The organism is Nonomuraea sp. IBHARD001, from assembly GCF_056106265.1.
This window is the reverse complement of sequence record NZ_JBWBBW010000002.1, coordinates 2,590,377-2,605,122: the sequence shown is the minus strand read 5'-3', so window position 1 is coordinate 2,605,122 and position 14,746 is coordinate 2,590,377. Positions and strand designations below refer to the sequence as shown.

Annotated in this window: 11 protein-coding genes; 4 read left to right on the top strand and 7 right to left on the bottom strand. The window is 71.4% G+C overall.

Annotation, left to right across the window (positions count from 1 at the left end):
* The first annotated feature begins 51 nt into the window (after positions 1–51).
* Together ACTWNK_RS14075 and ACTWNK_RS14070 are read left to right on the top strand one after the other, a co-directional pair.
* A complete protein-coding gene (locus ACTWNK_RS14075; protein WP_474304379.1) occupies positions 52–1,194 on the top strand; it encodes a cysteine desulfurase family protein in 1,143 nt (380 codons plus the stop codon).
* Entirely contained in the window at positions 1,191–1,436 is a 246-nt protein-coding gene (locus ACTWNK_RS14070) for a sulfurtransferase TusA family protein (RefSeq protein ID WP_474304378.1), read from the top strand. Before ACTWNK_RS14075 ends, ACTWNK_RS14070 begins: the two co-directional genes overlap by 4 nt.
* Positions 1,437–1,443: 7 nt before the next feature.
* Here the strand turns inward: ACTWNK_RS14070 and ACTWNK_RS14065 are convergent, their stop codons facing one another.
* Positions 1,444–3,666: a tetratricopeptide repeat protein gene (locus tag ACTWNK_RS14065; protein ID WP_474304377.1), complete on the bottom strand. Its 2,223-nt coding sequence runs from the start codon at positions 3,664–3,666 to the stop codon at positions 1,444–1,446.
* A 141-nt stretch (positions 3,667–3,807) separates the two neighbouring features.
* Here ACTWNK_RS14065 and ACTWNK_RS14060 point away from each other — a divergent pair, with 141 nt between their 5' ends.
* Positions 3,808–4,242, top strand: a complete 435-nt coding sequence (locus ACTWNK_RS14060; RefSeq protein WP_474304376.1) for a CBS domain-containing protein — start codon at positions 3,808–3,810, stop codon at positions 4,240–4,242.
* A 49-nt stretch (positions 4,243–4,291) separates the two neighbouring features.
* Here the strand turns inward: ACTWNK_RS14060 and ACTWNK_RS14055 are convergent, their stop codons facing one another.
* Complete coding sequence (locus ACTWNK_RS14055) at positions 4,292–5,278, bottom strand: carbohydrate kinase family protein (RefSeq protein ID WP_474304375.1); 987 nt, start codon at positions 5,276–5,278, stop codon at positions 4,292–4,294.
* Positions 5,279–5,385: 107 nt separating this feature from the next.
* Positions 5,386–5,739 (bottom strand): HesB/IscA family protein, encoded by a 354-nt coding sequence (locus ACTWNK_RS14050; RefSeq protein WP_474304374.1) that lies wholly within the window; start codon positions 5,737–5,739, stop codon positions 5,386–5,388.
* A 176-nt stretch (positions 5,740–5,915) separates the two neighbouring features.
* Here ACTWNK_RS14050 and nadA point away from each other — a divergent pair, with 176 nt between their 5' ends.
* A complete protein-coding gene (nadA, locus tag ACTWNK_RS14045; RefSeq protein WP_474304373.1) occupies positions 5,916–7,073 on the top strand; it encodes a quinolinate synthase NadA in 1,158 nt (385 codons plus the stop codon).
* 60 nt (positions 7,074–7,133) lie between these two features.
* Here nadA and ACTWNK_RS14040 read toward each other — a convergent pair whose 3' ends face one another.
* The 4 genes from ACTWNK_RS14040 to ACTWNK_RS14025 all read right to left on the bottom strand — a co-directional run bounded on the left by ACTWNK_RS14040 (position 7,134) and on the right by ACTWNK_RS14025 (position 14,728).
* Complete coding sequence (locus ACTWNK_RS14040) at positions 7,134–7,859, bottom strand: SIMPL domain-containing protein (protein ID WP_474304372.1); 726 nt, start codon at positions 7,857–7,859, stop codon at positions 7,134–7,136.
* An 86-nt stretch (positions 7,860–7,945) separates the two neighbouring features.
* Positions 7,946–10,030, bottom strand: a complete 2,085-nt coding sequence (locus ACTWNK_RS14035; protein WP_474304371.1) for a protein kinase domain-containing protein — start codon at positions 10,028–10,030, stop codon at positions 7,946–7,948.
* 100 nt (positions 10,031–10,130) lie between these two features.
* Positions 10,131–13,367, bottom strand: coding sequence for a bifunctional lysylphosphatidylglycerol synthetase/lysine--tRNA ligase LysX (lysX, locus tag ACTWNK_RS14030; protein WP_474304370.1), 3,237 nt, complete (start codon positions 13,365–13,367; stop codon positions 10,131–10,133).
* On the bottom strand, positions 13,364–14,728 hold the full coding sequence (locus tag ACTWNK_RS14025) for an alpha/beta fold hydrolase (RefSeq protein ID WP_474304369.1): 1,365 nt from the start codon (positions 14,726–14,728) through the stop codon (positions 13,364–13,366). The genes lysX and ACTWNK_RS14025 overlap by 4 nt, the downstream gene beginning before the upstream one ends.
* Positions 14,729–14,746: the final 18 nt, after the last annotated feature.

Below are 14,746 nucleotides of genomic sequence, written 5' to 3'. Positions count from 1 at the left end.
GCCCCGACGTAGACTGGTGCGCCCTCGGCCTCGGCGCCCGCGGATGCGACCATGGAGACCGTGGCGTATTTCGACGCGGCCTCCACCGAGCCGCTGCATCCGCAGGCACGACAGGCGATGACGGCGGCGCTCGACGTCGGCTGGGCCGACCCCGCCCGGCTCTACGGCCAGGCCAGGCGTGCGCATCTGCTGCTGGAGCAGGCCCGCACCGAGGTCGCCGAGGCGCTCGGCGCCCGGCCGGACGAGGTCGTCTTCACCTCTTCAGGCACCCAGGCCGTGCATCTCGGCGTGCTGGGCACCCTACACGGAAGGCGGCGGGCCGGGCGCGGCCTGGTGACCGGCGCGGTGGAGCACTCCAGCGTGCTGCACGCCGCCGGGGTGCACGAGCGCGACGGCGGCCAGGTGCGCACGATCGGCGTCGACCTGCTCGGCCGCGTCGACGTCGCGGCCTATGCCGAGGCGGTGGCGGTCGATGGCGTGGCGCTGGCCTGCCTGCAGACGGCCAATCACGAGGTGGGCACGCTGCAGCCGGTCGCCGAGGTGGCGTCGGCGTGCCGCGAGCACGGCGTGCCGCTGCTGGTCGACGCGGCCCAGAGCGCCGGGCGGCTGCCGATACCGGAGGGCTGGTCGGTGCTGACGGCGAGCGCGCACAAGTGGGGCGGCCCGGCCGGGGTGGGGGTGCTGGCCGTACGCAAGGGCACGCGGTGGCGCTCGCCGTACCCGGAGGACGAGCGGGAGCGCAGGCGGGTGCCCGGCTACGAGAACGTGCCCGCGATCGTGGGGGCGGCGGCGGCGCTGCGGGCGATGAAGGCGGAGGCGGCGGTGGAGAACGCCCGGCTGTCGGAGCTGGTCGAGCGGATCAGGCAGAGCGTGCCCAGGCTGGTGCCCGATGTCGAGGTGATCGGCGATCCGGTCGATCGAGCCCCGCATATTGTCACTTTTTCCTGCCTTTACGTCGATGGTGAGGTTTTGTTGACGGAATTGGACAAGGCAGGTTTCGCGGTATCGTCCGGCAGTTCATGCACCGCTAGTACGCTTCGACCATCGCACGTGTTGGAGGCGATGGGCGTGCTTACGCATGGGAATGTCCGGGTATCGCTGCCCAGGGGGGCTTCCGCGGCGGAGGTCGACCGATTCCTCGCCGTCCTGCCCGACGCGGTACGCCGGATCCGCCAGGACGCAGGAGTCTCATGACCGCGATCACCCAGCCAGCGCTGACCATCGACGCTCTCGGCAAGAAGTGCCCGATCCCGATCATCATGCTCGCCGAGCAGATCAACTTCGTGCCGCTGAACGCCGTCGTCGCCGTGCTGGCCGACGATCCCGCGGCGTTCACCGACGTACCCGCGTGGTGCCGGCTGAAGTCGCACCCGCATGTGGGCACCTACGAGCTGCCGCAGGGCGGCTGGTCCATCCACGTGCGGCGCAACTACTGAAGGACCGTCAGGGCGCGCCGTGCCAGGCCAGGTCGGCGCGCAGCATGACGGAGTAGGCGTGCTCGGCGCCGAGCGCGCTCTCGCACCTGCGCAGGGTCGAGGCGAGCAGGGCCAGCCCCTCGCTCCTGCGACCGGCCCTCAACTGGATGAGGGCCAGCTCCCTGCGGGTGCGCAGGGTGGCCGGATGATCCTCGCCGAACACCCGGTCCCGGTCGGCCCACACGCCCCTCAGCAGCTCGACCGCCTCCTCGGTGCGGCCGAGCGAGGCCATGACGTCGGCGACGTCCTCACGCGTGTAGAGCGTGTCGGGATGGTCGGCGCCGAGCTGGCGCTCCTGGGCCTCGCGGGTGCGTTCGTACAGCTCGCCCGCCTCCTCCAGGCGTCCGGCCTGCTCGTAGGCCCGGCCGAGCGCCTGGTGGGCGTCCAGGACGTTGCAGTGGTCGGGGCCGAGCACCGCGACGAACGCCTCCAGGCCCTGCGACAGCTCGATCGCACGCTCGGTGCGGTCGGCCACCGTGTAGGCCCTGACCAGCCTGCTGCGTGAGCGGAGCGTCTCGGGGTGCACCGGGCCGTACACGCGCTCGATGTCGGCCAGGTTCTTCTCGAACAGCTCGACGGCCCGGTCGAAGGACTCCGACATCTGGTAGGCGACCGCCAGGTTGTTCACGCAGCTCAGCACGGTGTCGTCGTCCTCGCCCAGCAGCCGGACCAGGTCGGGCAGCAGGCTCTCGTAGATGCGCGCGGCCTGCTCGTTATAGCTGAGCTCGTTGAGGTGGAAGCCGACCTGGTGCCTGGCGTGCAGCAGGCCGAGCCCGGTCCTGGTGAGCTCGGCATCGGGGTCGGGGTCGGGGCCGAGCAGCGGTGCGACGTGGCCCCACATCACCTCGGCGTGGCCCATGACCGCCATGATGTCGGGCAGGCGCCGCCAGGAGTCCTGGAGGTCGATCTCGCCGATCTGCCGCAGGTGGCCCGCAGCCCGGCCCAGCACGCCCGCCAGCGTGCCCTCCTTGATCGCCCTGTCCCGTACCACCCGCTGGACCAGGCGGTGCACGACGACGGTCGCGTCGTCGACGGTGAAGGTGACGAGCGACTCGGCCGCCAGTTCGCGCAGCGCGTGCTCGGCCTCCGGCCCCAGCAGCTCGCGCCCGACCCCCGCGGGCGAGAACACCGACAGCTCTTCGAGCAGCTCGACGGCCGTGACGCTGACCTGCTCGACCGAGTGCAGGATGGCCTGCGCCACGCCCCTGGGGTAGGAGGCGCCCCGCGGTTTGGCCAGCAGCGTCTCGATCGGCGTCGCCGCCAGCCTGGCCAGGTAGGCGTCGTAGGTCGAGCGCGGCGGCCCGATGACACTGGCCGCGGCGATGGACAGGGCCAGCGGCAGGCTGTCCAGCTCGGCCACCAGCCGCCTGGCCCCGTCGACGTCGCCGGGCCCGACCCGCTCACGCAGATAGCCCATGGCCTCGCCCAGCGAGTAGCGCTCGACGGGCACCAGGTCGGTCAGCCGTTCGAACGCCTGGTTGTTCGTGGTGATCAGCACACGCGCCGCCCCCGTCGAGGGCAGCAGCGCCCCGATGGCGTCCGGCTCCGTCGCATTGTCGATCACCACCAGGTACGGCTCACGCCGCTCTTCGAGGAAGCGCCTGATCCGGCGTACCATCGTCAGCCGGCCGGCCCCGTCCCCGCGCAGGCCGAGCTCGTCGCCCATCAGCTCAAGGCCGCTCCACAGCTGCTCGCTGGTCTCGGCGCCGAGCCAGGCGACCGGCACGCCGTCCGCCACCGCGGCCCTGGCGTGCGCGGCGGCCAGATGCGTCTTGCCCACTCCCCTGGCGCCCGCGAGCGAGCACACGGCGGCGACGGGACGGGTGGCGAAGATCTCCTCGATCCGTTCGCGCAGATCGGCCCTGGCCTGGAAGGCCCTCGGCTCGCGCGGCACGTCGCCGATCACCAGCGGCACCCGTCCCGCGACTCCGACCTGCTGGGGCGGGCCGGTGAGGCGATCGGCGTCCTGCGCCGGCGGCGAGGGCGGCCCGACGGGGACGGTCCGCGCGTGCGCCTCGGCGTCGTGGGAGGCCCAGATCCCCAGCGGGGTGGCGGGCACCAGCACCACGAGGCCGACCACGATGCCCGTGACGTCGTCGGATACGCCGTTCAGCGCGCACAGCACCCAGGCGAGCGCTCCGGCGGTCAGCGGTACGACGGTGGCGATGACGATCTTCAACCTACGGGACATCCCACGCCCTCCTCGCGGCCTGAGTGCATCACGACCCCTTACGGGAACGCATGCCGTGCCGGAAAAGTGGCGCAGGATCGTGACTAACGCAAAGTGGGTAGAACCTCCACCGACAGTCATCGACTTTTCGGGGGGAAACTGATGACCGCTGGACATCCGCACGAGACGGCTCGCGACCTGATGAGCCCCGGCGTCGAGTGCATCGCGGCACACGAGACGCTGGACAGGGCCGCCCAGATGATGCGCGACCGTGGCGTGGGCGCCCTGCCGATCTGCGGCAGCGACGACCGGCTCAAGGGGATCATCACCGATCGCGACATCATCACCAAGTGCGTCGCGGCTGGGCACGACCCGGCCAAGGTGACGGCGGGCGACCTCGCGACCGGGCTGGTCTGGGTGGCGGCCGACGCGACGGTCGAGGAGGCGCTGAGCCGGATGGAGGAGCACCAGATCCGGCGCCTGCCCGTCCTCGAGGACCAGCGCATCGTGGGCATGATCAGCGAGGCCGACCTGGCCAAGCACCTGCCCGACGACCAGCTCGCCTCGTTCGTGCACCGCATCTACGCGGGCGCCTGACGCACGACACCGGCGCACCACACGCGTGCGCCGGTGTCGCGAAAGCGGGTCAGGCGTAGTGGCAGCGCACCTTGCCGGCGATCTCGGCCGCGGCCTCGGGGCCGTAGGCGTCGGCGAAGCGCTCCAGGAAGACCTGCTGGCCGAGTTCGTACTCCTGCCCGCCGACCTGCTCGAGCACGTGGGTCGCGGTCAGGTTGCCGATCTGGCCGCACCGCTCCAGCGACAGGTCCCAGGCCAGGCCGGACAGGAAGCCGGACCTGAAGGCGTCGCCGACGCCGGTCGGGTCGGTCTTGCCGAGCTCGGGGGCGGGCGAGACGTGCAGGGTGGGCTCGCCCTTGCGGTCGATGCGCACGCCCTTGGGGCCGAGCGTGGTGACGCGGACGCCGACGCGGTCGAGGACCTCCTCGTCCGTCCAGCCGGTCTTCTGCTCGATCAGCCCCTTCTCGTAGTCGTTGGAGAACAGGTAGGCGGCGCCGTCGATCAGCTTGCGGATGTCGGCGCCGTCCATGCGGGCCAGCTGCTGGGAGGGGTCGGCGGCGAACGGGATGGCGCGCTGCCTGGCCTCGTCGGTGTGGCGCAGCATGGCCTCGGGGTCGTTGGGGCTGACCAGGACCAGGTCGAGGCCGCCGATCCGGTCGGCGATCGGGCCGAGCTCGATCAGCCTGGCCTCGGCCATCGCGCCGGTGTAGAAGGAGGCGATCTGATTGTGCTGCTGGTCGGTCGTGCACAGGAAACGCGCGGTGTGCTGCGTCTCGGAAACGTGCACGGACTCGCAGTCGACATTGTGCCGTTGCAGCCATGAGCGATAGTCGGCGAAATCGGTGCCGACGGCGCCGACCAGGATCGGGGTCAGGCCGAGACAGCCCATTCCGAACGCGATATTCGCGGCGCAACCACCGCGCCTGACCTGGAGGTCGTCGACCAGAAACGACAGGGACACCCTGTCGAGCTGCTCGGCGACGAGTTGGTCACCGAAACTGCCGGGGAACGTCATCAGATGGTCGGTCGCGATGGAGCCGGTTACGGCGATGCGCACGGGATTCTTCTTCCTCGTTGTCGGCAGGCCAGATGAAGCCCATGAAGAATACGCGAAGGTCCCGCCCGCACAAAGGCGGAGCGGGACCTGGCGAAGGCGCTGGGAGCCTAGTTGAAGGAGTCGCCGCAGGCGCAGGAGCCCGTGGCATTGGGGTTGTCGATCGTGAAGCCCTGCTTCTCGATGGTGTCGACGAAGTCGATGGTCGCGCCGATGAGGTAAGGGGCACTCATCCTGTCGGTCACGACGCCTACGCCGTCGAAGTCGGAGACGACGTCGCCGTCCATCGAACGGTCGTCGAAGAAGAGCTGGTAACGCAGGCCGGAACAGCCGCCAGGCTGCACGGCGACCCGCAGCTGCAGGCCCTCTTCGCCCTGCTGCTCCAGCAGGCTCTTGACCTTGGCGGCGGCCGCATCGCTCAGGAGCAGGCCCTGCGCCGTGCTCTCGCTGCTCTCAACCGTCATGTGCGCACTCCCGCGTCTGGTTCAGCCGCGCGATCACGGCTGTCTGTTTCTGACGTCCTACTCAGACGCTACCAACACCCGGCCGGTGCTACACATTCCTGCCCCACCTCCGACCCCGGAATAAATCGCCCCGAGGCGTGTGTCATCATTAGTCGTCAGTTCGACGATAAGGGGGTATGGCCATGGCCACCCAGACTGGGCTGCCGCTGTTCGTCCTCGGCCAGGGCACCGATCCGCACAGCGAGCGCGGGGTCGACTGTCCCGGCGAGCTTCCCGCGGCATCCGACCCCGACCTGGTGCTGCGGGCTCGCAGGGCCAAGGAGGCGCTCGGCACACGACTGTTCGTGCTCGGCCACCACTACCAGCGTGACGAGGTCATCCAGTTCGCCGACGTCACCGGCGACTCCTTCAAGCTGGCCCGCGAGGCGGCGGCCAGGCCCGAGGCCGAGTTCATCGTCTTCTGCGGCGTGCACTTCATGGCCGAGTCTGCCGACATCCTGACGGGCGACGCCCAGAAGGTCGTGCTGCCCGACCTCGCCGCCGGGTGCTCGATGGCCGACATGGCGACCTTCGACCAGGTCGAGGAGGCCTGGGAGGCGCTGGCCGACGCCGGGATCGCCGACGTCACGGTGCCGGTCACGTACATGAACTCCAGCGCCGACATCAAGGCCTTCTGCGGCAGGAACGGCGGCGCCGTGTGCACCTCCTCCAATGCCAGGAGGGCGCTGGAGTGGGCCTTCGAGCGCGGCGAGAAGGTGCTGTTCCTGCCCGACCAGCACCTGGGCCGCAACACCGCCGTGCTGGAGATGGGCATCGGCCTGGAGGAGTGCGTGGTGTGGAACCCGCACCGCCCCAACGGCGGGCTCACCCAGGAGCAGCTCGACAACGCCAGGATGATCCTGTGGAAGGGCCACTGCTCGGTCCACGGCCGCTTCACCCCCGAGTCCGTCGACGACGTACGGCGGCGCGTCCCCGGCGTGAACGTCCTGGTGCACCCCGAGTGCAAGCACGAGGTCGTGACGAAGGCCGACTACGTGGGCTCGACTGAGTACATCATCACCAGGCTCCAGGAAGCGCCCTCCGGCAGCTCGTGGGCGATCGGCACCGAGCTGAACCTGGTCAAGCGGCTGGCCCAGCAGTTCCCCGACAAGAACATCTCCTTCCTCGACAAGACGGTGTGCTACTGCTCGACGATGAACCGCATCGACCTGCCGCACCTGGTGTGGGCGCTGGAGACGCTGGTGCTCGGCGAGGTGCCCAACCAGATCACCGTCGACCCCGACACCACCCACTGGGCCAAGGTCGCCCTCGACCGCATGCTGGCCCTGCCGTAGGGCCGACGGCGAAAGGGCCGCTCCCCCGCACGGGGAAGCGGCCCTTTCGCCGTGTCGCGGTCACTTCCAGGCGTAGACGACCTTGACGCTGACCGAGACGTTCTGCCTGCCGGGGCTGACCGAGCCCTTGTCCTCCATCGCCATGGCCGCGTAGACCGGCTGCGGGGCCGCGTTGATCTCCTCGGAGACCGCGACGACCTGGCCGAGCTCACGACCGGCGAGCGCGGCGTACTGCGCCGCCTTGGACGCGGCGTCCTTGAACGCCTTGGCCCTGGCCTTCTTCAGCGCCTTGCCCGGCTTGGAGACCTCGAGCGTGATGCCGTTGAGCCTGGTGTCCTCGCCGACGGCCGCGGCGGCGTCGATGACCTTGTCGGCCGAGGCCAGGTCGCGCACGACGGCCTCGACGCCCTGGGAGGCGCGGTAGCCGGAGACCTTCGGGTAGTTCTCGTACTCGGGGCCGAGCGAGAGCTCGTTGGTCCGCAGGTCCCTGCCCTCGACGCCGGCCTCGGTCAGCGCCTGGGTCAGCTTGAGCGCCGCCGCGCGGCCCGCCGCGAACGCCTCGGCGGCGCTCTCACGCCTGACCTCGACGCCCGCCGACAGCCGCATCACGTCGGGCACGGCGGAGATCGCGCCCTCGCCCAGCACCGTGATCTGGTCGTGCATGTGGTCCACCTTCACGCTCGGGGAGACCGGGGCCGCCGCGTCGGCCGTGGCGACGCCACCGAGCAGGCCCATTCCCGCCAAGGCGGTGGCGCATGCGGCCACCGTGTGAGTCAGCTTGATCATGACTCGATGTCATCACCGCCACAAAGCACGGTGATGAACCGACTCGGGGACTTTCCTCGATCATGGCCCGATCCGCACCCGTCGTCTCATCGCTGCCTGGTGTAGCGGAAGTGCAGCTTGCGGTACTCCGCCCCCTTGGGCGCGCGGGCGAGCACCCGGCTCACCCGGCCCCTGAAGTCGAGCACCACGGCCTGGTAGCCGTCGTCCTTGACCCGCCATGCGGCCAGATGGGTGTCGTCGTACCAGCCGATGACCCTGGCCGTGACGAACGGGATGCGGGCCGTCGCCGCGCCGCCCCGCAACGGCCTGACGCACAGTTCGGTGCCCGAGCCGGTGCAGTGCGCGACGAAGTGCTCGCCGTCGGGTGAGATCTCGTCGCCTTCGACCGAGACCGGCGTGCCGACGTCGGGCAGGGTGCGTATGCGCTTGCCGTTCAGGTCGTAGAAGTGCACGCCGCCGCCGACCCAGGTGCCCACCGCCCTGCCGTCCGGCCGCCAGAACCAGCCCCAGCCGCCCGCGCCGTCCTCCTTGACCGGCACGACGTCGGCCGTGCCCCTGGCGATGTCGACGACGGCGAAGCCGTACTCCTTGCTGGTGTTGTTCTCGGCCTTGTAGAGGGAGACCAGGGCGCGGGACTCGTCGGGCGACCAGCGGGGCGAGGAGGGGTAGATCGGCGCGACGGTGACCTTGACCGTGCGTTTGCGGCCAGTGCCGGGCTCGACGACCGACAGCTGGGCGTAGTTGTCTGAGGTGTACTTCTGGTCGGTGCTGAGCGCCTTGGAGCCGTCGCGGTTGAGGGCGTACTCGAAGGAGTCCTTGGTCAGCCTGAAGGTCGCGCCGTCGCGCACGTAGACGCGTCCGCCGTTGTCGAGGCTGTAGTAGCTGAGCCTGATCGGGTCGTCGTCGGCCTCGTACAGGGTGATCGTCGAGCCGGGCAGCTTCGTGCTCCTCGGCGGCAGGCCGGTGGCCTTGACCGGCTTCCTGGTCGTGGAGGCGCTCGGCTTCGGGCTGGAGGTCGCCTTCTCGCCGTCCGGCCCGCGCACGGCGCCCGCGACCAGCGCCGAGACCAGCAGCAGCGACATCGCGGCGACGCCCCCGAACAGCCACACGACCCCCTTGGACCGCTTCGGCGCGGGCGGCTGCCGCCACGGCTGCGGGAAGCCGCCGGGTGGCACGTTCCCCTGCGGGTACGGCCTGCCCGGCTGGGTGTGCGCGGGCGGAGGGGGCTGCCAGGTACGGCCCTGCTGCGGCTGCCAGGGCTGGGCGTTCGGCGCGGGCGCCGGGAGCCGCCGGGCGCTCGGCGGGGGCGCCGGGACCTGCTGGGCGACGGCCACGCCCTCGGCCAGCACCGGCGAGGCATTCGGCGAGGCATTCGGCGACGGGCTCCCCGGCACGGCGGGCGCCGCGTGGCCCAGCAGGCGCAGCAGCACCTCGCCCGCCGTCGGCCTGGCGCCGGGCTCCTTGGCCAGGCACTCCTCCACCACCCCGCGCAGCGCCGGGTCGGTGATCGGCGAGACGTCGACCCGCGTGTTCAGAATGCGGTTGACCACGGCGGGCAGGCTGTCGGCCCCGAAGGCCGCACGGCCGGTCGCCGCGAACAGCACCGTGCAGCCCCAGGCGAACAGATCGGTCGCCGGGCCGGGCTCGGCCCCCATGAGCTGCTCGGGCGCCATGTACGTCGGCGTGCCGATCGCGGCCCCGGTCAGCGTCGAGGTCCGGTCGAGCGCCCTGGCGATGCCGAAGTCGATCACCCGGGGGCCGTCGGAGCCGAGCACGACGTTGGACGGCTTGAAGTCGCGGTGCACGATGTCGGCCTGGTGGATGGCGACCAGCGCGGTGATGGTGCCGATGGCCAGGCGGTGCAGGGAGGAGCCCGTGCGCGGTCCCTCGTCCTTGACCACGGCCTCCAGCGTGCGGCCCTCGATGTACTCGCTGACGATGAAGGGGCGGTGCTCGTGGATGCCGGTGCCGATCACCTGGGCGGTGCAGAACGGCGCCACGCGCTGGGCGACCGCCACCTCCCTGACGAATCGCTCGGTGGCGGAGTCGTCGCCCGCCAGGTCCGAGCGCAGCAGCTTGACCGCGACCTGCGCCCCGGTCCTCGACCGGCCCAGATAGACCGAGCCCTGCCCGCCCTCGCCCAGCCGTGCGACGAGGTCGTAGTCTCCCACCCGCCCTGGATCCCCTGGACGCAAGGCGCCAAGGCCCGGCATGGATACCCCCACAAATGGCTGTCAGTCGCCCCATTGTGGTGCCATCGGCGGCAACGCGTCACCTCTTCGCCGGACGCACCAGCGGGAAGGGCAGCGTCTGCCGGATGGAAGCGCCGGTCAGCAGCATGACGAGCCGGTCGACGCCGATCCCGAGCCCGCCGGTCGGCGGCATGCCGTACTCCAGTGCCGACAGGAAGTCCTCGTCCAGCTCCATCGCCTCGGCGTCGCCCCCGGCGGCCAGCAGCGACTGCTCGGTCAGCCGCCTGCGCTGCTCGATCGGGTCGACGAGCTCGGAGTAGGCGGTGCCGAGCTCGGCCCCGAACGCGACCAGGTCCCAGCGTTCGGCCAGCCTGGGATCCTCCCGGTGCGGCCTGGTCAGCGGCGAGACGTCGGAGGGGAAGTCCAGGTAGAACGTCGGCGTCGTGGTGTGCTCCTCGACCAGCCGTTCGTACAGCTCCAGGACGAGCTGGCCCCGGCCCCACGCCGGGTCGCGCGGCACGCCGAGCCGGTCGCAGAGCGCGCGCAGCTCCTTCGCGCCGGTGTCGGCGGTGACCTCCTGCCCGGCGGCCCGCGAGATGGCCGCGTTGACGGTGACGATCGGCCACTGCCCCGAGATGTCGGTGTCGCGCACGACGAGGCCGCCGGTCGCGGCCAGGCAGGCCTCCTGGATCAGTTCGCGGGTCAGCTCCAGCATCGTGCGGTAGTCGGCGTAGGCCTGGTAGGCCTCCAGCATCGTGAACTCGGGATTGTGCTTGTAGGACACCCCCTCGTTGCGGAAGGTACGGCCGAGCTCGAACACCTTCTCCACCCCGCCGACGGCCAGCCGCTTGAGATAGAGCTCAGGCGCGATGCGCAGGTACAGCCGCATGTCGTAGGCGTTGATGTGGGTGACGAACGGCCTGGCGTTGGCCCCGCCGTGCACCGGCTGCAGCACCGGCGTCTCGACCTCGAGGAAGCCCCTGCGCACCAGCCCGTCCCGTACGGCGTGCACGGCCGCGCCGCGCATCCGCAACATGTCGCGGGCCTGCCTGCTGGTGATGAGGTCGAGATGGCGACGGCGGATCCTGGCCTCGGGATCGGTCAGGCCCCTGCGTTTGTCGGGCAGCGGGTGCAGGCACTTGGCGGTCAGCGCCCACTCCCGCACCAGCACCGACGTCTCGCCCCTGTCCGACACCACGACCTCGCCCGAGCACCCGACGTGGTCGCCGAGGTCGACCGTGCGCCGCCACGCGGCCATCGGCTCGGCGTCGGTCAGCATGAGCTGCACCTCACCGGCCCAGTCGGCGAGCGTGGCGAAGATCACGCCGCCGTGGTCGCGCACCAGCATGACCCGCCCCGCGACCGCGACCTTCTCCCCCACCTCGGTGACCTGCGCGGTGGTGTGCGTGCGCGGATAACCCACGGGGTACGGCTCGGCCACGGTGGCCAGCTTGGCCCTGCGTACCTCGTCCTGCTCGGGGACCGAGGTCTTGCGTTCCGGCTCGGCCGCCGACGCCTCGGCCAGTGCGGGGGTCACCAGGCGGGGGTCGAGCTCGCCCGCGCGTTCGGCGCGTTCCCTGCCCTTGCGCAACATCGCCGACAGGCTCGGCACCGACAGGAAGCCTTCGGCGATCGCCGAGGCCAGGCCCACCTTAGGCAGGTCGGCGGTGCCCGGTCCGTCGTGGTAGGCCAGGAAGCGCGGCACCCACTCGGGCCGGTACTTCACATTCGACCGGTACAACGACTCCAGCTGCCACCAGCGCGAGAAGAACAGCAGCAGGGCGCGCCAGGCCCGCAGCACCGGCCCGGCGCCGATCCGCGCGCCCTCCTCGAAGGCGGCGCGGAAGACGGCGAAGTTCAGCGAGACGCGTTCGACGCCCAGCGCGGGCGCGTGCTTGACCAGGCCGGACACCATGAACTCCATGAGCCCGTTGTCGGCCTCGCGGTCGCGTCGCATCAGGTCGAGCGACAGGCCCCTCTCGCCCCACGGCACGAACGACAGGATCGCCGCCTCGTCGCCTTCGGCCGTCAGCGCCTCGACCAGCACGCAGCGGCCGTCCGCCGGGTCGCCGAGCCTGCCCAGGGCCATCGAGAAGCCGCGTTCGGTCTCGGTGTCGCGCCACGCCTCGGCCCTGGCGATGACGGCGGCCATCTCCTCGGGCGAGAGCTCGCCGTGCCTGCGCACCCGCAGCGTGTACCCGGCCCGCTCCACGCGGTTGACCGCCTGCCGTACTCCTCGCATCTCCCTGCCCTGCAGGGTGAAGTCGGCGATGTGCACGATGGCCTCGTCGCCGAGTTGCAGCACGCGCATCCCGGCCCTGGCGTAGGCCTTGGCGCCCTCCTCGCTCGCGCCGATCGCGGCGGGGATCCAGCCGTAGCCGGACGCCTGGTCGACCCAGGCCCTGATGGCGGGCTCCCACGCCTCCACGTCGCCGATCGGGTCGCCGCCCGCGAGGCTGACCCCGGCGACCACGCGGTAGGACACCGCGCCCTTGCCGCTGGGTGAGAAGATCGCGGCCCGGTCGCGCCTGGTGGCGAAGTAGCCGAGCGAGTCGCGCTCGCCCCTGGCGGCCAGCAGCTGCCTGATGCGTACCTCGTCGCCAGGCAGCAACTCGGCGATGGCACGCTGGGAGCGGAACAGCACGGCGAACGCGGTCAGCAGGGCGATCGCGCTCATCAGGCCGATGAGGAAGGCGATCCAGGTCGGCGGATGGCCGCTGCGGGAGAAGTCGAAGCTGATGACGCCGCCGAGCGCGGTCTCCAGCGTCCAGGCGAACCGATCGCGGGCGGCCAGGGTGCCGGGGAAGACGCTGACCAGCCCGTAGCCGAGGCCGATCGAGATGGCCAGCAGCCCGAGCAGCGTCAGCACGGCCTTGGGGAAGGAGGCCCGCTGCACCTTGGCGTAGAACTCCCCGCGCGCGGCGATGAGCAGGACGAACAGCGTGACCAGCACGACCGCGCTGACGATCGCGTCGACGAGCTCCCACACGCCGGAGTCGGCGGCCAGCACCGGGTCGGTGGCGTACAGCACGAAGTACCCGGCCAGCATGAGCAGCAGCGGCACCAGGATGACGACGAGGATCCACCAGGCCGCCCGCTTGCGCCGTGACAGCGCCCCCGCCATCAACGCCAGGAACACCGCGTAGGCGAGGTTCGGCTCGATCGGCAGGAACAGGTCGTTGACCAGCTCGGTCAGCGGCATGAGCAGGAAGCGCAGCGGCCGCAGCAGCGCGATGGCGCCGCAGTAGATCGACAGAATGCCGAGCACCGTCGCCAGCACCCTGGGCACGGCGGACAGGAAACGCTGTCGGGTCACGAGTACTCCTTGCAGACGGCCACGATCGCGGCCGGACGCTCCAGGTGCACCTGGTGCCCCACGTCGGGCAGCCGATCGAGCCGGCCGCCGAGGCTCGCCGCCAGCTCCCGCTGACACGCGTCCTCGCCGCCCGCGCTGATCACCACCGTCGGCAGCCCCACAGGGTACGGCTCGGCCGCACGCAACTGTCTCAGCTCTTCGGCCATGTCGCGATAGGCCAGCCACTCCCCCGCCGCAGCCGCGGCGACCCCGCCCCGCGTGTAGACGCCGTGCGGGTCGGCGCCGCCGCCCATCAGCCGGTGCGCCAGCGGCCCGCCGACGGCCGCGAGCGCCGCCGCGCCCACGGTGGCGCCGAGTGCGGGCATCGCCCGTTGCAGCGCGCGGCCCGCCCCCGAAGTGCCGCGCCCGGCCGAGGGCTCGCAGCTCGGGTCGACCAGCACGAGGGCGGCGAGCCTGCCGGGATGCAGCCTGGCGTAGGCCTCGGCGTGCCAGGCGGCGACCGAGTGCGCCACCACGATGGCGCCGGGCGGTGCGATGGCGGCGATGCGCTCGGCCTCGCCGCGCAGGGTGGCGGGCGTGCTCGCCGGGGCGCTGCGGCCCAGGCCCGGCCGGTCGAAGCGGATGACGGTGTGCTCGTCCTTGAGCGCGTCGGCGACCTCGTCCCAGTGGAACCAGGCCCCGGCCATGCCCGCGCACACGACGACCGGCGGTCCCTGGCCCTCGCGCACCACATTGAGCCCGTCGTCCTCGCCGTCGGCCGCCGCTCTGCCGTTGACCAGGCGGATCGCCAGGTACAGCAGCCAGGCGGCGATCACCAGGACCTGCAGCCGCTGGGCGACCCCGACCAGCGAGCCCGCGGCGATCGCGGTGAGCGTGAGCACGGTGGCCACGACCATCACGACGGCCAGCACCCTGGCCGTGACCGTGCGCCACACCAGGGCCAGCGCCACCATGGAGGCCAGCGCGCCCGCGACCGCGACCGAACTGGCCACGGCATGCAGATGATGCGACGGCGACAGCGCGCCCCGCTCGCACGCCGGGTCGCTCAGCGCGGCGCAGTCCAGCGGGAACACACTGTCCAGTACGGTGCCGAGTCCGAAGACGGCCAGGCCGAGCCAGCCCCACCGCTCGGCCCGCTCGTAACGCACCAGCGCCACACCGGCCAGGCAGGCCAGCCCGGCGAGCGCGTCGGCCAGCCGGAACAGCACCGACCACGCCTGGTCGCGTGCGGCCAGTTCGCTGACGTAGCCCTCGGTGCGGTCGATGGCCGGATCGGCGTACTGGCCGGGCAGCCATGCGGTGTAGACCACGGCGGCCACCAGGAAGGCGCAGGCGGCGATCAGGCTGAGTCTTCGCTCCACCTGATCATTAGACCATCG